Origin of the sequence: Streptosporangium lutulentum (assembly GCF_030811455.1) — a bacterium.
GTDB lineage: Bacteria > Actinomycetota > Actinomycetes > Streptosporangiales > Streptosporangiaceae > Streptosporangium > Streptosporangium lutulentum.
In genome coordinates this window covers 110,910-125,034 of the sequence record NZ_JAUSQU010000003.1, presented here as the reverse complement: position 1 = coordinate 125,034, position 14,125 = coordinate 110,910, and the positions used below count along the sequence as shown (strand labels likewise).

General features: G+C 64.7%; 14 protein-coding genes. 13 read left to right on the top strand and 1 reads right to left on the bottom strand.

Annotated features, from left to right (window positions below; all coding sequences use genetic code 11):
- Positions 1 to 706 precede the first annotated feature (706 nt).
- The 10 genes from J2853_RS47445 to J2853_RS47400 all read left to right on the top strand — a co-directional run bounded on the left by J2853_RS47445 (position 707) and on the right by J2853_RS47400 (position 9,798).
- Positions 707 to 1,033 carry a hypothetical protein gene (locus J2853_RS47445; protein WP_307569493.1) on the top strand — a complete coding sequence of 109 codons (327 nt, stop codon included), beginning with the start codon at positions 707 to 709 and terminating at the stop codon, positions 1,031 to 1,033.
- A 748-nt stretch (positions 1,034 to 1,781) separates the two neighbouring features.
- On the top strand, positions 1,782 to 1,913 hold the full coding sequence (locus J2853_RS47440; protein ID WP_307569491.1) for a hypothetical protein: 132 nt from the start codon (positions 1,782 to 1,784) through the stop codon (positions 1,911 to 1,913).
- A 162-nt stretch (positions 1,914 to 2,075) separates the two neighbouring features.
- Entirely contained in the window at positions 2,076 to 2,984 is a 909-nt protein-coding gene (locus J2853_RS47435; protein WP_307569490.1) for a nucleotidyltransferase domain-containing protein, read from the top strand.
- The gene (locus J2853_RS47430) at positions 2,981 to 3,526 is read left to right on the top strand and encodes a flavoprotein (RefSeq protein ID WP_307569488.1); all 546 of its coding nucleotides are present in this window, start codon (positions 2,981 to 2,983) and stop codon (positions 3,524 to 3,526) included. The genes J2853_RS47435 and J2853_RS47430 overlap by 4 nt, the downstream gene beginning before the upstream one ends.
- A gap of 11 nt (positions 3,527 to 3,537) precedes the next feature.
- Positions 3,538 to 4,821, top strand: coding sequence for a sedoheptulose 7-phosphate cyclase (locus tag J2853_RS47425; protein WP_307569487.1), 1,284 nt, complete (start codon positions 3,538 to 3,540; stop codon positions 4,819 to 4,821).
- Positions 4,822 to 4,909: 88 nt separating this feature from the next.
- On the top strand, positions 4,910 to 5,410 hold the full coding sequence (locus J2853_RS47420) for a uridine kinase family protein (protein WP_307569485.1): 501 nt from the start codon (positions 4,910 to 4,912) through the stop codon (positions 5,408 to 5,410).
- Positions 5,407 to 7,221, top strand: a complete 1,815-nt coding sequence (locus J2853_RS47415) for a thiamine pyrophosphate-binding protein (RefSeq protein WP_307569483.1) — start codon at positions 5,407 to 5,409, stop codon at positions 7,219 to 7,221. Before J2853_RS47420 ends, J2853_RS47415 begins: the two co-directional genes overlap by 4 nt.
- A 22-nt stretch (positions 7,222 to 7,243) precedes the next feature.
- Positions 7,244 to 8,179 (top strand): TIGR03621 family F420-dependent LLM class oxidoreductase, encoded by a 936-nt coding sequence (locus J2853_RS47410; RefSeq protein WP_307569481.1) that lies wholly within the window; start codon positions 7,244 to 7,246, stop codon positions 8,177 to 8,179.
- A gap of 30 nt (positions 8,180 to 8,209) precedes the next feature.
- On the top strand, positions 8,210 to 9,010 hold the full coding sequence (locus J2853_RS47405) for a hypothetical protein (protein ID WP_307569478.1): 801 nt from the start codon (positions 8,210 to 8,212) through the stop codon (positions 9,008 to 9,010).
- Positions 9,007 to 9,798: a methyltransferase domain-containing protein gene (locus tag J2853_RS47400; RefSeq protein ID WP_307569476.1), complete on the top strand. Its 792-nt coding sequence runs from the start codon at positions 9,007 to 9,009 to the stop codon at positions 9,796 to 9,798. Before J2853_RS47405 ends, J2853_RS47400 begins: the two co-directional genes overlap by 4 nt.
- A 173-nt stretch (positions 9,799 to 9,971) precedes the next feature.
- On the opposite strand, the gene J2853_RS47395 is transcribed toward J2853_RS47400, so the two are convergent.
- A complete protein-coding gene (locus J2853_RS47395) occupies positions 9,972 to 10,709 on the bottom strand; it encodes a phosphotransferase family protein (protein ID WP_307569474.1) in 738 nt (245 codons plus the stop codon).
- Between the two features lie 244 nt (positions 10,710 to 10,953).
- Here J2853_RS47395 and J2853_RS47390 point away from each other — a divergent pair, with 244 nt between their 5' ends.
- From J2853_RS47390 to J2853_RS47380, 3 genes are all read left to right on the top strand, one after another.
- A complete protein-coding gene (locus J2853_RS47390; RefSeq protein ID WP_307569472.1) occupies positions 10,954 to 11,988 on the top strand; it encodes a phosphotransferase enzyme family protein in 1,035 nt (344 codons plus the stop codon).
- 367 nt (positions 11,989 to 12,355) lie between these two features.
- Entirely contained in the window at positions 12,356 to 13,027 is a 672-nt protein-coding gene (locus J2853_RS47385) for an HAD family hydrolase (RefSeq protein WP_307569471.1), read from the top strand.
- 332 nt (positions 13,028 to 13,359) lie between these two features.
- Positions 13,360 to 14,022 (top strand): 3'-5' exonuclease, encoded by a 663-nt coding sequence (locus J2853_RS47380; protein WP_307569469.1) that lies wholly within the window; start codon positions 13,360 to 13,362, stop codon positions 14,020 to 14,022.
- The last annotated feature ends 103 nt before the right edge of the window (positions 14,023 to 14,125 follow it).

Sequence of the window (14,125 nt, the reverse complement as noted above, 5' to 3'; positions counted from 1 at the left end):
TCTGATCTGAGCTCCGTCGCGCAACTCCACAAAACGCTGCCCCGCGACTCCCCCGGCTGGCCGTACTGGATGAAGCAACGCTGGCCTCTCGTGCACGAGCCGGAGCCTCACGTTGTCTTCAGGCCCGCCAGGAGTGACTTGCCCAGCAACTCATCAGCCGGATGCGATCTCTCTGGGCCTCGGAATCCTGAGGTGAGGCCGGGCAGCGAGAGGATCCGGCGCTGCTGGATGAGAAACACGCTTCCTCGGCCGGGGTCGGGCCTGTATGCCGGTGACCCCGTCAGCCGGCTCGAGTGAGCACGATCTGAAAGCCGATGCGCTGTTGTCTGCCTCCGGCCGCATTACGGTCTCGGCGACGTTCAGCCTCATGGTCATAACCGCTGATTCCCGCGGCGGATAAACCATCGCGGCCCTATGTAGCCGAGACAGATTCCTGGCGCCCCTGGACTGCTCACCGGATCTGCTCGCCGAACACCTGTAATGCCGGCGGGCGCAGCCCATCTTGTGCTCCGTCCGGCCTTTGAGCCATCTCCCGTTGGTAGACCCCTGCCCCCGCAGTGACCGTGCCGCCCACACCCTTGGTGGCCGGTCACCAGGTCTGCCAACACCGCGGCCCTGGGATGAACTCCCGGCCCCCACGGCCTGCCGCCAGGCCGACCGGAAGGATTCCCGGGGCCGCGCCCTACGTGGAAGAAAGGACTCAGGGGTGATCCCGTCCCCCGGCACGCCAGAAGGTGACTGGCTGAACGCGCCTGCGTGGTGGCACCCTGCCATCACCGTTCTGCAAGGTCTGCAGGCCGAGTTGCGCAAGCACCGGATCTATTCGGAGATTTCTTGCGCCGAGGGCCAACTGCACCTCGCGATCGGTGCCAAGTTGATCGTGCAGGCCGACCGTGCTGGAAGGGTCTTCTGCTGGGGTGCCGAATACCCGGAGGAAACCGCTGACCGCGTCTCGGTAGATGACCCGCAGGTCGCATATCGCATCGCCGAATGGCTCGATATGAACTACCCCGAGCCGGTGATGGCGCCATAAGCCGTGTGACGGCACGGAGAGCATCGACCTTTTCGTGCCGCCACGTCCTACTTCTACGAGCGATGGCGACACGGTTGGCGGCCGGCTCGCGGGCAGCAGGCCCCGACCGCGTGTCCCTCGGAGAGGGTTCATGCATCGGCCGCGATGTACCCCTGCGTGAGCACGAGCAAGGGCGGGGCCGCGGCAGCGCGAATCGAGTATGCATATGCGACGAAAGAATGGAGAGCTCTCTCATGATGGCCTCGCTGACACGGCAGGTCGCTTGCGCTGAGATCGTCAACACCAATGCACTGGGCCGTGCGCCATAAAATGCGGGACGCCCCGGAAGGCCGGAGCGTCCGATAAGGCGAATGCCAGTCAGATGGCTGAGCGCTTTCACTCGTTGCCGACGATCGGCACGTGGTGCTTTAACGTCAACCGTCGGGTATGCAGTGCGCTCACTTTGACGACCAGGAAGCCAACCGGCGAAACTGAAGTGCGCGAACGATGATGAATACGACAAAGTTCTCCCCTTTGCATGTTTATTTCGCTCGCCGGCGCCGAAACTGAAACGCCAAAACGATGGCTTGATGACACATAAGTGGACCTCGTGATATTGCTTCGATTTATCGAAGAACTACACGGTCCACCGCTTTAGCATGCCCTCTTTTTGTATTTCGATTATTTTATTGAAAATGGCAGATTCTCTGGACGTCGACCGATTCGACTGTTACGTTCCGGGAGTCAAGAAAACGAAGGGAGGATAATCATGGGAAACGGAAGCACTGTCGCTTCGACTCGCGAGGAGCTGCTTAGCGGCCTGGAGCAGGTCGCCAGCGACACGCCCGCCAGCCAGGACAGCAACGGCGCTGGTCCGGCCGCCGTGGGCAGGCCCTGCTAGAAGCAGAATTAGTGGTTATGCCGCCGACGTATACGCGTTGATGTCCCATCCGGGGTAAACGCTCGACGCGTATACGTCGGCACCCTCGCAGTTCAATACCAAGTGCGTGAAGACCGGCTCCATGGACCGTGGTCTTGTCTTCAGCGAAGGAGGTGAGGTGACATGAAGAACACCGAAGTCTTCGACACGCTCTCTCGCAGAGACAATGTCCTGGGTCTGGGCCTATGCGGCTCATGGAGAATGAACACTCATGACCGCTACTCGGATGTCGATGTGTGGGTTTTCGTCGATCCCGCTACGCCGCTGTCAGATGCCTACTGTCTCGATACGCTGATTCCCCACGGCCTGCGCATGGAGGTCCTATCGGAAGGTCGAGACGATTCCCTGGTCCCGTTCTCTGTCTACAACGTTCTGACCGAAGACGGAATTCTCAATCTCAAGTTCATTTCGCTTAAGGTGCTTACGGATTTCGTCCACGCAGTGCCATCATATGATCACGGCTATCTGGATGACCTGGAGAACTACCAGACCATGCAGGTGCTCTTTGAACGACAGGACATCCTCTCTCTTCATCAGCGCTTTCTGACCGAGAAGGTGCTTCCCCCTTTCCTGCCAGCGTTGACGACGGAGTTGGTGAGTCGATACGCCTCGACCTACTGGCGGTCGGTCTTCCAGGGATTTCTGCGCCGGGACGAGCACTCATGGCGCCTGCTGATGAGTGACATGGTCAAATACCTCGCCGATGTCAGCCACCTCACGGCCGGGAGATTGCCGGCCGCGCGTAAGTGGGCTCTGGCTGATGCCGTACTTGGCCAGCTGCCCCACGGCGCCGCCCTGCAGCGATGCCTGGAGGTGATAGCGGCCTGTGATGTCGCGAACCGGCAGCAGGTCCTTGGGTGCTATCACGTGATCGGGCAGGCCGAGGAGCTAATCCTCGATACGGATCAGCTGCATCGGGATTTCTGGTGGCGATCGGTCTTCCACAAGCGCCTGCCCAACCTCGACCTGCCGGAAACGATCACCTCGTTGGAGGCCGGTTTCCCGCCTCCGGCGCGAACGAGCGCGCGATGACGCCGCCGCGGCCACCCCGTAAGAACATCCTGTTGGGGGTGTGCGGCTCGTCGGCCGCCGACGACGTCGCCGCGCTGGTGAAGCTGCTGCAGACGTTCATCGCCCCGTCCGTGGTCACGGTGTGCACCCCCAGCGCCGTGAAATTCATCAACCTCCCCGCAGGTCAGTTCACCGAGGACAGCGCCTGGCACAGCGCTCCGCTGCACGTTGACCTGACCGTGGACGCCGAAGAGTTCATCGTCTGCCCGGCCACGGCGAACACCCTGGCCAAATCGGCGCTGGGCATCGCCGACACCCTGCTCACCACGTGCATCCTGGCCTACCACGGCCCAATCTGGTTCTTTCCGTTCGCCAATCAAGCCCTGTGGGACAGCGCACCGACCCAGGCCCACGTGGCCACCCTCAGGTCCAGAAACCACCACGTGATCACCCCGCAAGCGATGCTCGGCGTCGGCGAAGACGGCCGGACCAAGGGCGTCGGATGCGAATGGCGCACCGTCATCACCACCGTCCTGGAGCACTACCTCCACGACCTCGGCTAGAGGAGCCAGCCGTGTCTCCTGCTCGTGTACACAACGCGTCCCCTTCGCTTACGCCGGCCGACGGCCGCGAGCGCTTCGTGACCTCCCCCTACTACCGCGGAGGAGGTCGAGTCGACGAGAGCGCCCAAGGCTTCACCGTGCACGCCGAATTCCACCTGCAGTGCGAGGTCCGCCTGGTCTCGGGGGTGTTCGACCCCGCTTCGCCGGACCTGGCCGAGGTCTATCGCCCGTTCGGCCGGTGCGTGGCCATCGTCGACGAGCACGTTCACCGCGTGTACGGCGACGCGATCGCCGCCTACTTCGCCGGATGCGGCATCGAGCTGCTGGTCATGGTCTGCCGGGCGCTGGAGGCCGACAAAACCCTGAGCACCGTGGCGCGCATCGTCGATTACCTCGGCCCGAACGGCCGCGAGGTGACCAGGAACGAGCCTGTCCTGGTCATCGGCGGCGGCGTGCTGAGCGACACCGCCGGCCTGGCGTGCGCGCTGCTGCACCGCCGGACTCCCTACGTCATGGTCGCCACGAGCCTGGTGGCCGCCATCGACGCCGGTCCCTCCCCGCGAACCTGCGTCAATACCGACGGGCTCAAGAACTCCGTCGGCGCCTACCACCCGCCGGCCCTCACCCTGGTCGACCGATCACTGTTCGTCACCCAGTCGGCCAAGACCTTCCGGCACGGGCTCGCCGAAGTGCTGAAGATGGCCATCGTCGACGACGAAGCACTGTTCACCCTGCTTGAAGAGCGCGGCCCCGACCTGGTCACCTCACGCCTGGCCAGCGCACCGCCCAGCGCGGCGGCAGCGACCGATGAAGCGATCATCTACCGGACACTGCGTTCCTACCTGGGCCATGAGGGCCCGAACATGTTCGAGACCTACCAGGACCGGCCGCATGCCTTCGGCCACACCTGGAGTCCGGGATTCGAACCAGCAGCCCGGCTGTTGCACGGGCACGCGGTGTCCATCGAAATGGCCTTCAGCGCCACGATGGCCACGGTGATGGGCTGGATCAGCGCATCGGATCGTGATCGCATCCTGAACCTCTGCCAGCGCCTCGACCTGGCCATCTACCATCCGGTCATCACCAAGGTAGACACTCTGACGCGCGCCCAGCAGGCGATGCGCGCCAAGCGGGGCGGGCACGCCCTGTGGGCGCCGCTGCCCAGAGCCGCCATCGGCCAGTGCGATTACGCCCAGGACATCAGCGACGAGTTACTGAAAGAAACCATCGAAACTCACCGCGGCCTGTGTACGGCACGCCAGAACAGCGGGGGCATCGATCCCCTCCTCGGGTGAAACCGATGAGACGATCGCCTCGCCATTGACAAGCGCGCTGAATGCATCCGGAGCCAATATGTCCATACCGTCATTGAATGAGCGTTCTGTGCTTGCGATTTCCGGAATTCCCGGGGCAGGAAAAACCGAGATCGCCCGGCGCCTCAGTGAAGATTTGAACGCGCCGGTAGTGCAGATGGATCACTACTATCGCCCTGCGGCATCCCCCGGGGCAGGCGTTGATTTCAGCGACCCTCGCACTCTAGACGTCACCGCCGTCTGTGCCGCGATCGATCAGCACAGAGCGGCCGGAGCGCAGATCGTCATCGTGGAGGGGATATTCGCGCTCACCCTTGACGAAATCCGGTCCCAGGCGTTCAGCACGGTATGGGTGGACGTCCCCTTCGACGTCGGGTTGGCCAGAAAATTGATGCGCAAGCTCGCCGAAGGCGCCGACATCGGACCGAGCATCCGCGGCTACCTGGAGCGCGGCCGAGCGGGCTACCTACGCCATGTGCTGCCAGCAGCCGAAAGCGCGGACCTGCGCATCGACGGTACCCAGCCGCTCGATGCGCTCATCGGCCCGCTGATCGCACAGCTACGCCGATGAACGACGCCGACGGCCAAGCCGCACGCGCCCGCCAGCGCATCCTGGCGTTCTGGGAATGCAACCGCGGACCCTTGACCGGAGCGTTCTCCATCATCGACGCCTACCTGGCGCTGTTCGGTGACGTCTTTCCCGAGCTCACCCGCGACGGGATCGGATACGACTTCATCCCGAAGGCGACCAGCGCCAACGCCGTCTATGCCGCCCTGGAGCAGGTCCGCGGCATCGGCATCGACGCGAGCTCGGTACCTCCGTTGCCGCAGACCGGCACCGCAGAGATCACCTACGGTCCAGAAAAGCTCGGCATCAGCCTGTGGAACGCCGTGGGCCGGGCCATGCACTACCGCCGCGCCGGCCTGCGGCGTCTGACCGTGGTCGTTGTCTCCGACGGTGAGCTGCAAAGCAACATCGATGCGGCCGCCCGGCTGGCCGGGGCGAAACGGCTGCGGGACCTGCTGGTGCTCGTCGATGTGAACGGGCTGCAAAGTTGTTACCCGGTCTCCGACGTCGACCTGACGCTGACTCCCGGTGCGGGCGGGCAGCTGCCCCTCGCCAGGATCTGGGCCGACTACGGCTGGTCGGTGCACGACGTCGACGGCCATAGCCGCCCCGCGGTGGCTGCGGCGGTCCGGGACGCGATGGCGGCCGAGAAGCCGGGCCTGGTCCTGCTGCGAACGGTCAAGGGCAAGGGGTTGGCCCAGATCGAGGGCCAGATCGGCCGCTACAACCATGGCGTGGACGACCGCCTGCACGCCGTGCTCCGCGTGGAGTTGGCCCAGCACGCCAGCCAATACCCCGCCCCTGCTCCAGGAGGCGAGTTCGACGCCGGCCCGGCTGCGGCCCCCGCCCGGCGTGAACTGATCGTCGAGCGCGCGCTTGCCCCGGTGCGGACGACACGCGCCTCCCAGGTGCTCAAACAGTGGCTCGAGACCGTCTGCCGCCTCAACCCGCACACCGTGCACGTCATCAACTCCGACACCAGCTACCCCTTCGACCCCCAGCTCGACCCAGGCGAAACCCGCACCGACCTCAGCCAATGCGCCGGTATCAACGAGATCGGCGCTTTCAACCTCGCCCGCGGAGTCAGCCAGAGCGGCGGATACCCGATCTACGTATCCCCCGGAGTGCATCTGGAGTGCTGCAGCGATGAGTTTCGGCTGGCCGGCCTGCACCAGGATCCGATGCTGGTAGTGGGCTTCAACACCGGCTCCTACCTCGGGCATTGGGGGCCGACCTACGTCTCACGACGGGACCTGGAAACCTATCGGGCGCCGGGAGTCGACATCGTCCAACCGGCGACCACCGGTGACCTCACCAGCGTGCTGAACGCGCTACCAGCCAGCGCACGCCCCACCTACCTGCGTCTCCCCCATCGCCTCCTGGATTTCCCGGCCGCGCGAGAGGCCTGCGTGAGCGACGGCCTGTATCGCATGACCGCCGCCACACAGCACCCGGAAGACGTCGTGATCGTCGCCACCGGCATGGCCGTTCCCGTCGCACTGGCCGCCGCACAAGCTCTGACCCGCGTAGGTCGCGAATGCGCGGTCCTGAACGTGGTGCGGCTGACCCGCCTTGATCCGGCCACCTTGTCCCAGCACATCGGAAAGGCGCCTTACCTCTGCGTACTTGTCGATGGCGAGACAACGTCTCTGGAATTGTCTGTCCGTAAAAGCAGCGCCGTCGATCAATTGGTGACGGCGATAGATCTGAGCGAACGGCAACTATCGGCATCCGAATGGTGGCTCAGGAACCCAATCGACCACACCGGCCATGTGCTCGACGAAATAATGGCCGTCTTATTGTCGATGCAGTAATGAAATTTCGTGGAGCGCACTGGTGGGCAAGGATTTCCGTTTCGGCGTGGTGATATCAGATTCCCCATCGTGGGAACAACTCAAAGCCCGTGCGATAACCGCTGAATCACTCGGCTACTCCACCCTCGTGATGCCTGATCACCTGCGCAAGCAGTTCCCGCCCCTTGTGGCGTTGGCGGCGATCGCCGCGGTCACCTCTCGAATTACCTTGGGCACGATGGTCCTGGCCAGCGGAATCCGCGACCCGGTGATGACCGCCCGCGAGGCGGCCATGGTGCAGCTCATCTCCCAGGGCCGCTTCGAACTTGGTCTGGGAGCAGGATGGCTGCAGGGGGACTTCCACGCCACGGGCACCGACTTCCCAGCCGGAAGGTCCGCGTTGATTGACCGGTTCGCTGAAACCCTTGAGGTCATCACGCGATTGTTCGACGGCGAGACCCTCGACGTCCACGGACGCTTTCACCAGCTGTCGGGTGCCTACCTGTGGCCTCCGGTGCCGGTCAAACCGCCCATTGTGATCGGTGGCGGCTCTTCGCGCGTCCTGGCCCTGGCGGCACGATACGGCGACGCTGCCAGCATCATGCCCCGGCTACGGTCAGGGCTACCCGGCGGGCACCTCACCGAGGATGCGTCGCTGGCGTCGTTTCAGCGAAAGTCCGACCGGCTCGCCGAGCTTGCCGGTGCTCGCTGGCCCAGCATGAACATCTCCACCACCGTCTTCTTCGTCCATCTCGGCCCGGGGAAGGCCTCCTACCTCGACTGGGTCGCCACCAAGCTGCCTCTGCCTCGAGAACAGATCGGGCAATCTCCGCTGGTGCTCGCCGGCGAGCTCGACGAGGTATGTGAAGCGATCCTCGCCCGCAGACAGCTCTTGGGACTGAACTACTTCCTCGTCAAGGACGAGGTGATGCACACGTTCGCCCCCGTGATTGCGCGGCTGGCCGAAGCGAAAATTTGATCATCGTGGTGTCTGTTGTGCGGACGAATCATGCAGGTCACCGAGCCCACCACGCCATATATCGGAGCCTCCATGAGTAATCTCATCCAGGCCAGCGCTGCCACCGAGCCGAAACGCCGCCGCGGAAGGCACGCTCACTGTGACCCTTATCAGGAAGGAGACGGCATGATGCGCACCGCACGGGGAGAGCACTACTTCGCCGTCTCTGAGTTTGGCGAGGCCTTCGGCGTGGGCATGGTCCACAGTGATGACCAAGGGCGCCGCACCCGGTATGAGCATCACGATCCGGCGATCGCCTTGCGTGCCGGGCTCGAGGTGGCCCGCTACTCCTGGGTGCGGGCAGTGGCCGTCATTTCCGAGGAGGCGGCCCCGGCGCAGGTGAGTCTGGCGGTCACCTTCGCCGCACACCTATATGACGTGCGGCATGCTCGTGGCCTCCGTGGGGCCTGCGTGACGAGTACCGGCCGCCCGGACCTGCTCTCGTGCGAAATACCGGACGAGCTGTGCTGTATCCCGCATTTGACGACCGTTCAAGACCCCGACGGCAGCCGGCGCGAGGTAGTGGTCCGAGAGGTCCTGACCCGTGAGCGGCTCGACGTCTGGCTTAACCACACCGGCGTGTCCAAACCCGTCGACTTGGACACACTCGAGCGACGACTGCCCTATCTGATCGCGCTGCGCCGAGCCGCCCGCCAGGGGCGTCTGCCCGACAGCTCCGCAGCGCATGAGCTACGCGAGCTGCTGAACAAGCGCTATCTATCGATCCTGCTGGTGATGCAGCGACCAGACCTGTTTGTCACGCTGGCCCCGTTGCCGGAGGATCGGCCATGACCAACACCTGGACTTCAACGTCGGATGATCTTCCGGATAGGTATACCCGGCACGCTGGAACGCTGCGAGGGGCTCTGCGACACGAGCTGGTCGCCCGCGCGCTTCGTACGCATCTACTCGCCGATGCCCAGCGGATACTGGATGTCGGCGGCGGGGACGGCCATCAGGCGGTTCAACTCGCCAGGGCCGGATATGTGGTGACGCTGCTCGACCCAGATATCAAGATGCTCCAGCACGCTGAAACCAGACTGGCAGCCGAGGCCAACGACGTCCGCCAACGGGTCACCATGGTCCATGGGCCTGGGGAGCAGGCGTGCGATCTGGTCGGTACCGGTTTCGATGCCGTGTGCTGTCACGGCGTGCTGATGTACCTGGCTGATCCACAGCCCCTGCTGAAGGCCATGGTGTCGGTCGTGCGTCCCGGCGGTCTGGTCTCGCTTTTGGCGAAGAGCGCCAACGCACTGGCTATGCGGCCGGGGCTTAAAGGCCAGTGGGCCGAGGCACTCACAGCCATGACCACCACCACGGAGACGGGTAACCTCGGGGTCCCCAGCCGCGCTCATACGCTGGAGGAGCTCAGGGCGCTGCTGACCGCAGCGGGAGCTACCACCACAGTCTGGTACGGGGTGCGGATCTTCGCCGATCACCGTGGGGATGAACCCATTCCCGGCAACTTCGATCAGATTGTCGAGCTGGAGTGGTACGGCGGATCCCGAGATCCGTATCGGCAGGTGGCCCGACTGCTGCACCTCATCGCCCACCGTGAGCCGCAACAGGACGCGCAATGAACAATCGGACGGCTCCGCCTACCTTTCACGACGCCTACGACGACTCGCCGCCAGGACATCTGTACATCGACGAATACCGCAGACATCACGGCAAGAGCGCGCACCAGCGGGGCGGTGTCGGATTGCCTCGGCACCGATTTGAACACCCCGCCCCCGTGGCATGCTCCAGCGGCTCAAGCCAAAGCGCGATCAAAGACCTCACGATGCGCGTGGGTGAAAGCATGCTCCCGCCGGCTCCAGGCGATACGCCCGCCGATGACCTCGGTACTGGCCGGCGCCGCTCCGGGAACGGCCAGAAGCTCAGCCCAAAAGCGTGCGTTTCGCGCCTGGCGCTCCAGCACGCAGTCGACGACGACGTCGCGCTCCGAACGGTCAAGGCCATACGCATCGGCAAGAATGCGCACCTGCGCCGCCTGCTTCTGCACGGGCGCGTCCTGCTTGGACGAGATACACCAGGTCCAGGCCATGTACCCGAGATCTTCCAGCGGACTGCCCGGGGCCGCGGTATCCCAATCGATGAAAGCGACCGGTTTGTCATCCTGAAAAACCGCGTTATTGGGTCCGACGTCGTGGTGGCACACCACAGAACAGCGGCCTGCCAATTCGCTCCCGCGAGTTGCGTCGTGCATAGCGCGAAGGAGGGATCCGGCAGCGGCCACCTGTTCATCTGACCACGTACGGAAACGCGCGGGGACCTCTCCAGGAAGGTAGCTAAAGATGTCCATTCCATCGAATTGCCCGAGATAGCGCGGCGCGCCGTCGAATTTCTTTTGCGCGAAAAGTTTCAGAAGAGCCGCAACGAATTCTGAAGCTACGCTCGCCGGTCTGCGCACCGAATTGTCCACCAGGACAACGCCCTCGGTCATGCGACCGCCGGTCAGTGTGACTGCACCACTTGACGCATCAATCATCGCAGCCGCTCCTACGCCTTTACTCCTGACTTGCCCGCGATCATGGTGGAGCACTTCAATACACCACAGAACACCAGAGTCCGTCCTGCAATTCAAGCGTTGCTAGACGTCGGCGATCAACTGCCGGCTTGAAAAACGGGGAGGCGATCAGGTCTTAGCCGTAGCCCGCAGGTCAGGGTCTCCTCAGTCCGCGGCTGATACGTTGTGGTCCGCGCGAGCCAAACCGTGACCGGAGGGAACCGTGGTGAACAGCGTGCCGCCGGTCAGTGCATCCCTTGACCTGCGGATACTGGCCACGGTGTGTGAATCCTTCGGGCTCGGCGCTCCCACCGGCATCACGGCGATCACCGAAGGGCTGATGAATCGCAACTGGCGCGTCGATGTCGGCGCCGTCAGCGTCGCGGTCAAGGAAGTCCTGGACGTCAGCGCCGACCAAGCCCTCTTCCAGCACCGCGCCACGGCCATGCTGGCCGCAGCCGGGTTACCGGTTCCCGCCCCACTGACCACGGCCGACGGGCAGACGCTGCTGCACCTGGGCGAGGCGGTGTTCTCCGCTGTGGCGTGGGTGGACGGCGAGCACCTTGCTGGAACCCGGTGGAACCTTGTGCAGTGCCGCCAGGTCGGCGAACTGCTGGGCCGCATCCACGCGGGTCTGGCCCAAGCGCTGCCCGAAGGAGTGGGCGCGATCCAGCACCGGGTACCGGAAGGGGCCAAAGCCCGAGCCGGTATCGACCGCTACCAGGCGTTGATCGGTGAGCGACCCCGCCCGGACGACTTCGACCGGTTCGCCCGCACCCAGCTCGACGCCCAGCGTGAACTGCTGGAAAGCATGGATCATCTGCGCCCTGACGACAGCGCCGACCTGGAACCGGCCGGGTATGTGCACGGCGATTTCCATGCGCTGAACCTGCTGTGGCAGGGCGGGCAGGTGGTGGCAGTGCTGGACTGGGACCGCATGGGCCGGCGCCGCGCCTACGCCTACGAGCTGGCCCGCTCGGTCACGCTGATCTTCAGCGACGCCACCACCGGTGTTGTGGATGTGCGACGGGCGGCGGCGTTCGTCGCCGCCTACCGCGGTGTCGTCTCGGTGAGCGATGAGCAGGTCCTGCACGCGGTGCGCCGTCTTTTTTGGGAGCGTGCGTGTGACCTGTGGCAATTGAACCGGCATTACGAGCGGCACGACACCTCCTGCGATCACCTGTTCATCTCCGCCGGCGCCATGCTGGAGTGGTGGAGTACGCACCTAGAGTTGGTGGAGCAGACCTTCACCAGCCCGTGAGGGGCGGCTGGCCGGCTGTCGCGCGCACCTCGTTGAGGAGTTGCTCGTCGAGGTCGGCTACGACAAGGACGGGCCCGCCGCCGAGCGCGCCCCATCAAGGCTCGCGCCCAGGTCCCCCAGGTACGCGCCTGTGGGCCGCCCTGCACGACACGCTCACGCTGCTGATGACTGGTGCTGCCCGTGCGCTGGCCGCCCGGGGATGGGATCACTCGTGGCCCGAGCCGTCGCTCAGTGCGCGGCGATCCGGCCGCTGGCCCGGCCCCCTATCCATGTGGTTGCCTCACTCGCGTTAACCCTGAGGTGGTTCCTGACCCGCACCGCGGAAAGGTGCAGTGCGACTCGGTAGAGCTGCCTTACGCTGGCGGCGATGGATGCCTTGTTCCTGGACTGCTACGGCACACTCGTCGCCGAAGATGACGTGGTCGTGTCTGGCATCTCCGATCGGGTGGCCGCGGCTACCGACAGGCTGGTGAGCAGCCGCGAGGTGGGACGCGCCTGGGAAGTGGAGTTCCACGCGGGGTGCGCGGCGCCGCGGTTTCGATGTCAGCGGGATGTGGAGTACGACTCGCTGTCGGCGGTGCTGCGCCGCTACGGTGCGCCGCTTGATGCGGCGCACCTGCTGCAGCCGTTATTCGCCTACTGGCAGCGGGCGCCGCTCTTCCCCGATGCCGCACATCTCCTGGCCAATGCCCAGGTCCCGATCTGTGTCGTCTCCAACATCGACACCGCAGATCTGATCGCCCTGCTCGATCACCATCGGCTCAGCGTTGACCACGTGGTCACGAGTCAGCAGATGCGGTCCTACAAACCGCGACCGGAGTGCTTTCGCGAGGCGCTGCACCGCCTCAACTGCGCCCCGGCGCAAGCCGTGCACGTCGGAGACTCCTGGACGGCCGACGTGCACGGAGCTCACGCTCTGGGCATCCCTGCGGTGTGGGTCAATCGTAAGGGGCGACCTCGGCCCGATGACGTACCCGCTCGCGAACTACGAAACCTCACGGGGCTGCTGCGGCCAGGCGACCGGATCGATTCCTCCTGAACGAGATCGACAGTCACATGAGGGGGCGGCATCATCTACGTGCTGAGCACGGAGGTGGCCTGGCGGGACGGTTCCCGCCACGGTGGTGGGCTGCTCCACCGCCGCCCGAGTTCCTACCGGTGATGTCCGACCTGTACCAGTCCCTGAGCGAGACCTGGACGGGCGAGTGCCTCTGGAACGCGCCGAACTTATCGACCGCCACGCAGGCCATTGCCCGCCTTATCAATCAGTGATGGCACACTACGGCGGCTGGCACTCTGGCATGCTCTCCTCAATGGGGCGGGCGTGGGCTGGCAACACCCAACCACGGAACCTGCGAGAACGGTGGGTACATGGGTGGCTTAACAGAAGACCCCGCCTTCCTGGCGACGACGTTCGTGGTCATCGACTTCGAGGCGACGACCCCCACGGGCTACCCGGCCCAGCCCATCGAGGTCGCCGCTCTCGCACTCCGCTACGAGGAAGACGCGTGGACGGCGGTCGGCAGGAGCACATCCCTCATCCGGCCGCCCGCGTTCGCCCCGGTGACGCCAGCCGTTACGGCCCAAACCGGCTTGACCCCCGAGCAGGTCAGGCAGGCCCCTAGTCCGGCCGAGGCGCTGGGCGCACTGGATCGGCGATTCACGGCCGGCAACCGGTACCTGCTGGTGGCTCAACACGCCGCCACCGAGGCCTACCTCATCCACAACCAGCGCGAGCACTGCCCGGCGCTGGCCCGCGTTGACTTCCTTGACACGATCCCGTTCGCCAAACACCTCGTCCCAGGTCTGCCGAACTACAAACTCGACACGCTGCTGGCGCATTTCTCCATCAAGCAGCCAGCGGATCGCCACCGGGCCGCCGCCGACGTCGAGGTCACCGCGCAGGTGTTCTTCCGGCTCATCAGCGCCGCGGACGAAAATGCTCAGCTCAGCGATCTCACGGCTCTGGTGAAAATCGCCGGGCGCACGGCCAAATGCAACATGCCCGCCCAAGACGGATTGTTCGACGTTTAAGCCTCCCGCCCTCTCAGCTCACGCCCGTGTCCTACCGGAGGCGCGGGGCCGCCAACACCAGCGATTCGCAAGAGACGAGGAGACCCGCTTGAGTACGCTCCAC

Bases quoted from the DNA above. Each gene is read 5' to 3' on its own strand.
- J2853_RS47380 (WP_307569469.1), top strand. From the start codon at position 13,360: ATGGGTGGCTTAACAGAAGACCCCGCCTTCCTGGCGACGACGTTCGTG.
- J2853_RS47435 (WP_307569490.1), top strand. From the start codon at position 2,076: ATGAAGAACACCGAAGTCTTCGACACGCTCTCTCGCAGAGACAATGTC.
- J2853_RS47430 (WP_307569488.1), top strand. From the start codon at position 2,981: ATGACGCCGCCGCGGCCACCCCGTAAGAACATCCTGTTGGGGGTGTGC.
- J2853_RS47400 (WP_307569476.1), top strand. From the start codon at position 9,007: ATGACCAACACCTGGACTTCAACGTCGGATGATCTTCCGGATAGGTAT.
- J2853_RS47440 (WP_307569491.1), top strand. From the start codon at position 1,782: ATGGGAAACGGAAGCACTGTCGCTTCGACTCGCGAGGAGCTGCTTAGC.
- J2853_RS47385 (WP_307569471.1), top strand. From the start codon at position 12,356: ATGGATGCCTTGTTCCTGGACTGCTACGGCACACTCGTCGCCGAAGAT.
- J2853_RS47395 (WP_307569474.1), bottom strand. From the start codon at position 10,709: ATGATTGATGCGTCAAGTGGTGCAGTCACACTGACCGGCGGTCGCATG.
- J2853_RS47405 (WP_307569478.1), top strand. From the start codon at position 8,210: ATGCAGGTCACCGAGCCCACCACGCCATATATCGGAGCCTCCATGAGT.
- J2853_RS47415 (WP_307569483.1), top strand. From the start codon at position 5,407: ATGAACGACGCCGACGGCCAAGCCGCACGCGCCCGCCAGCGCATCCTG.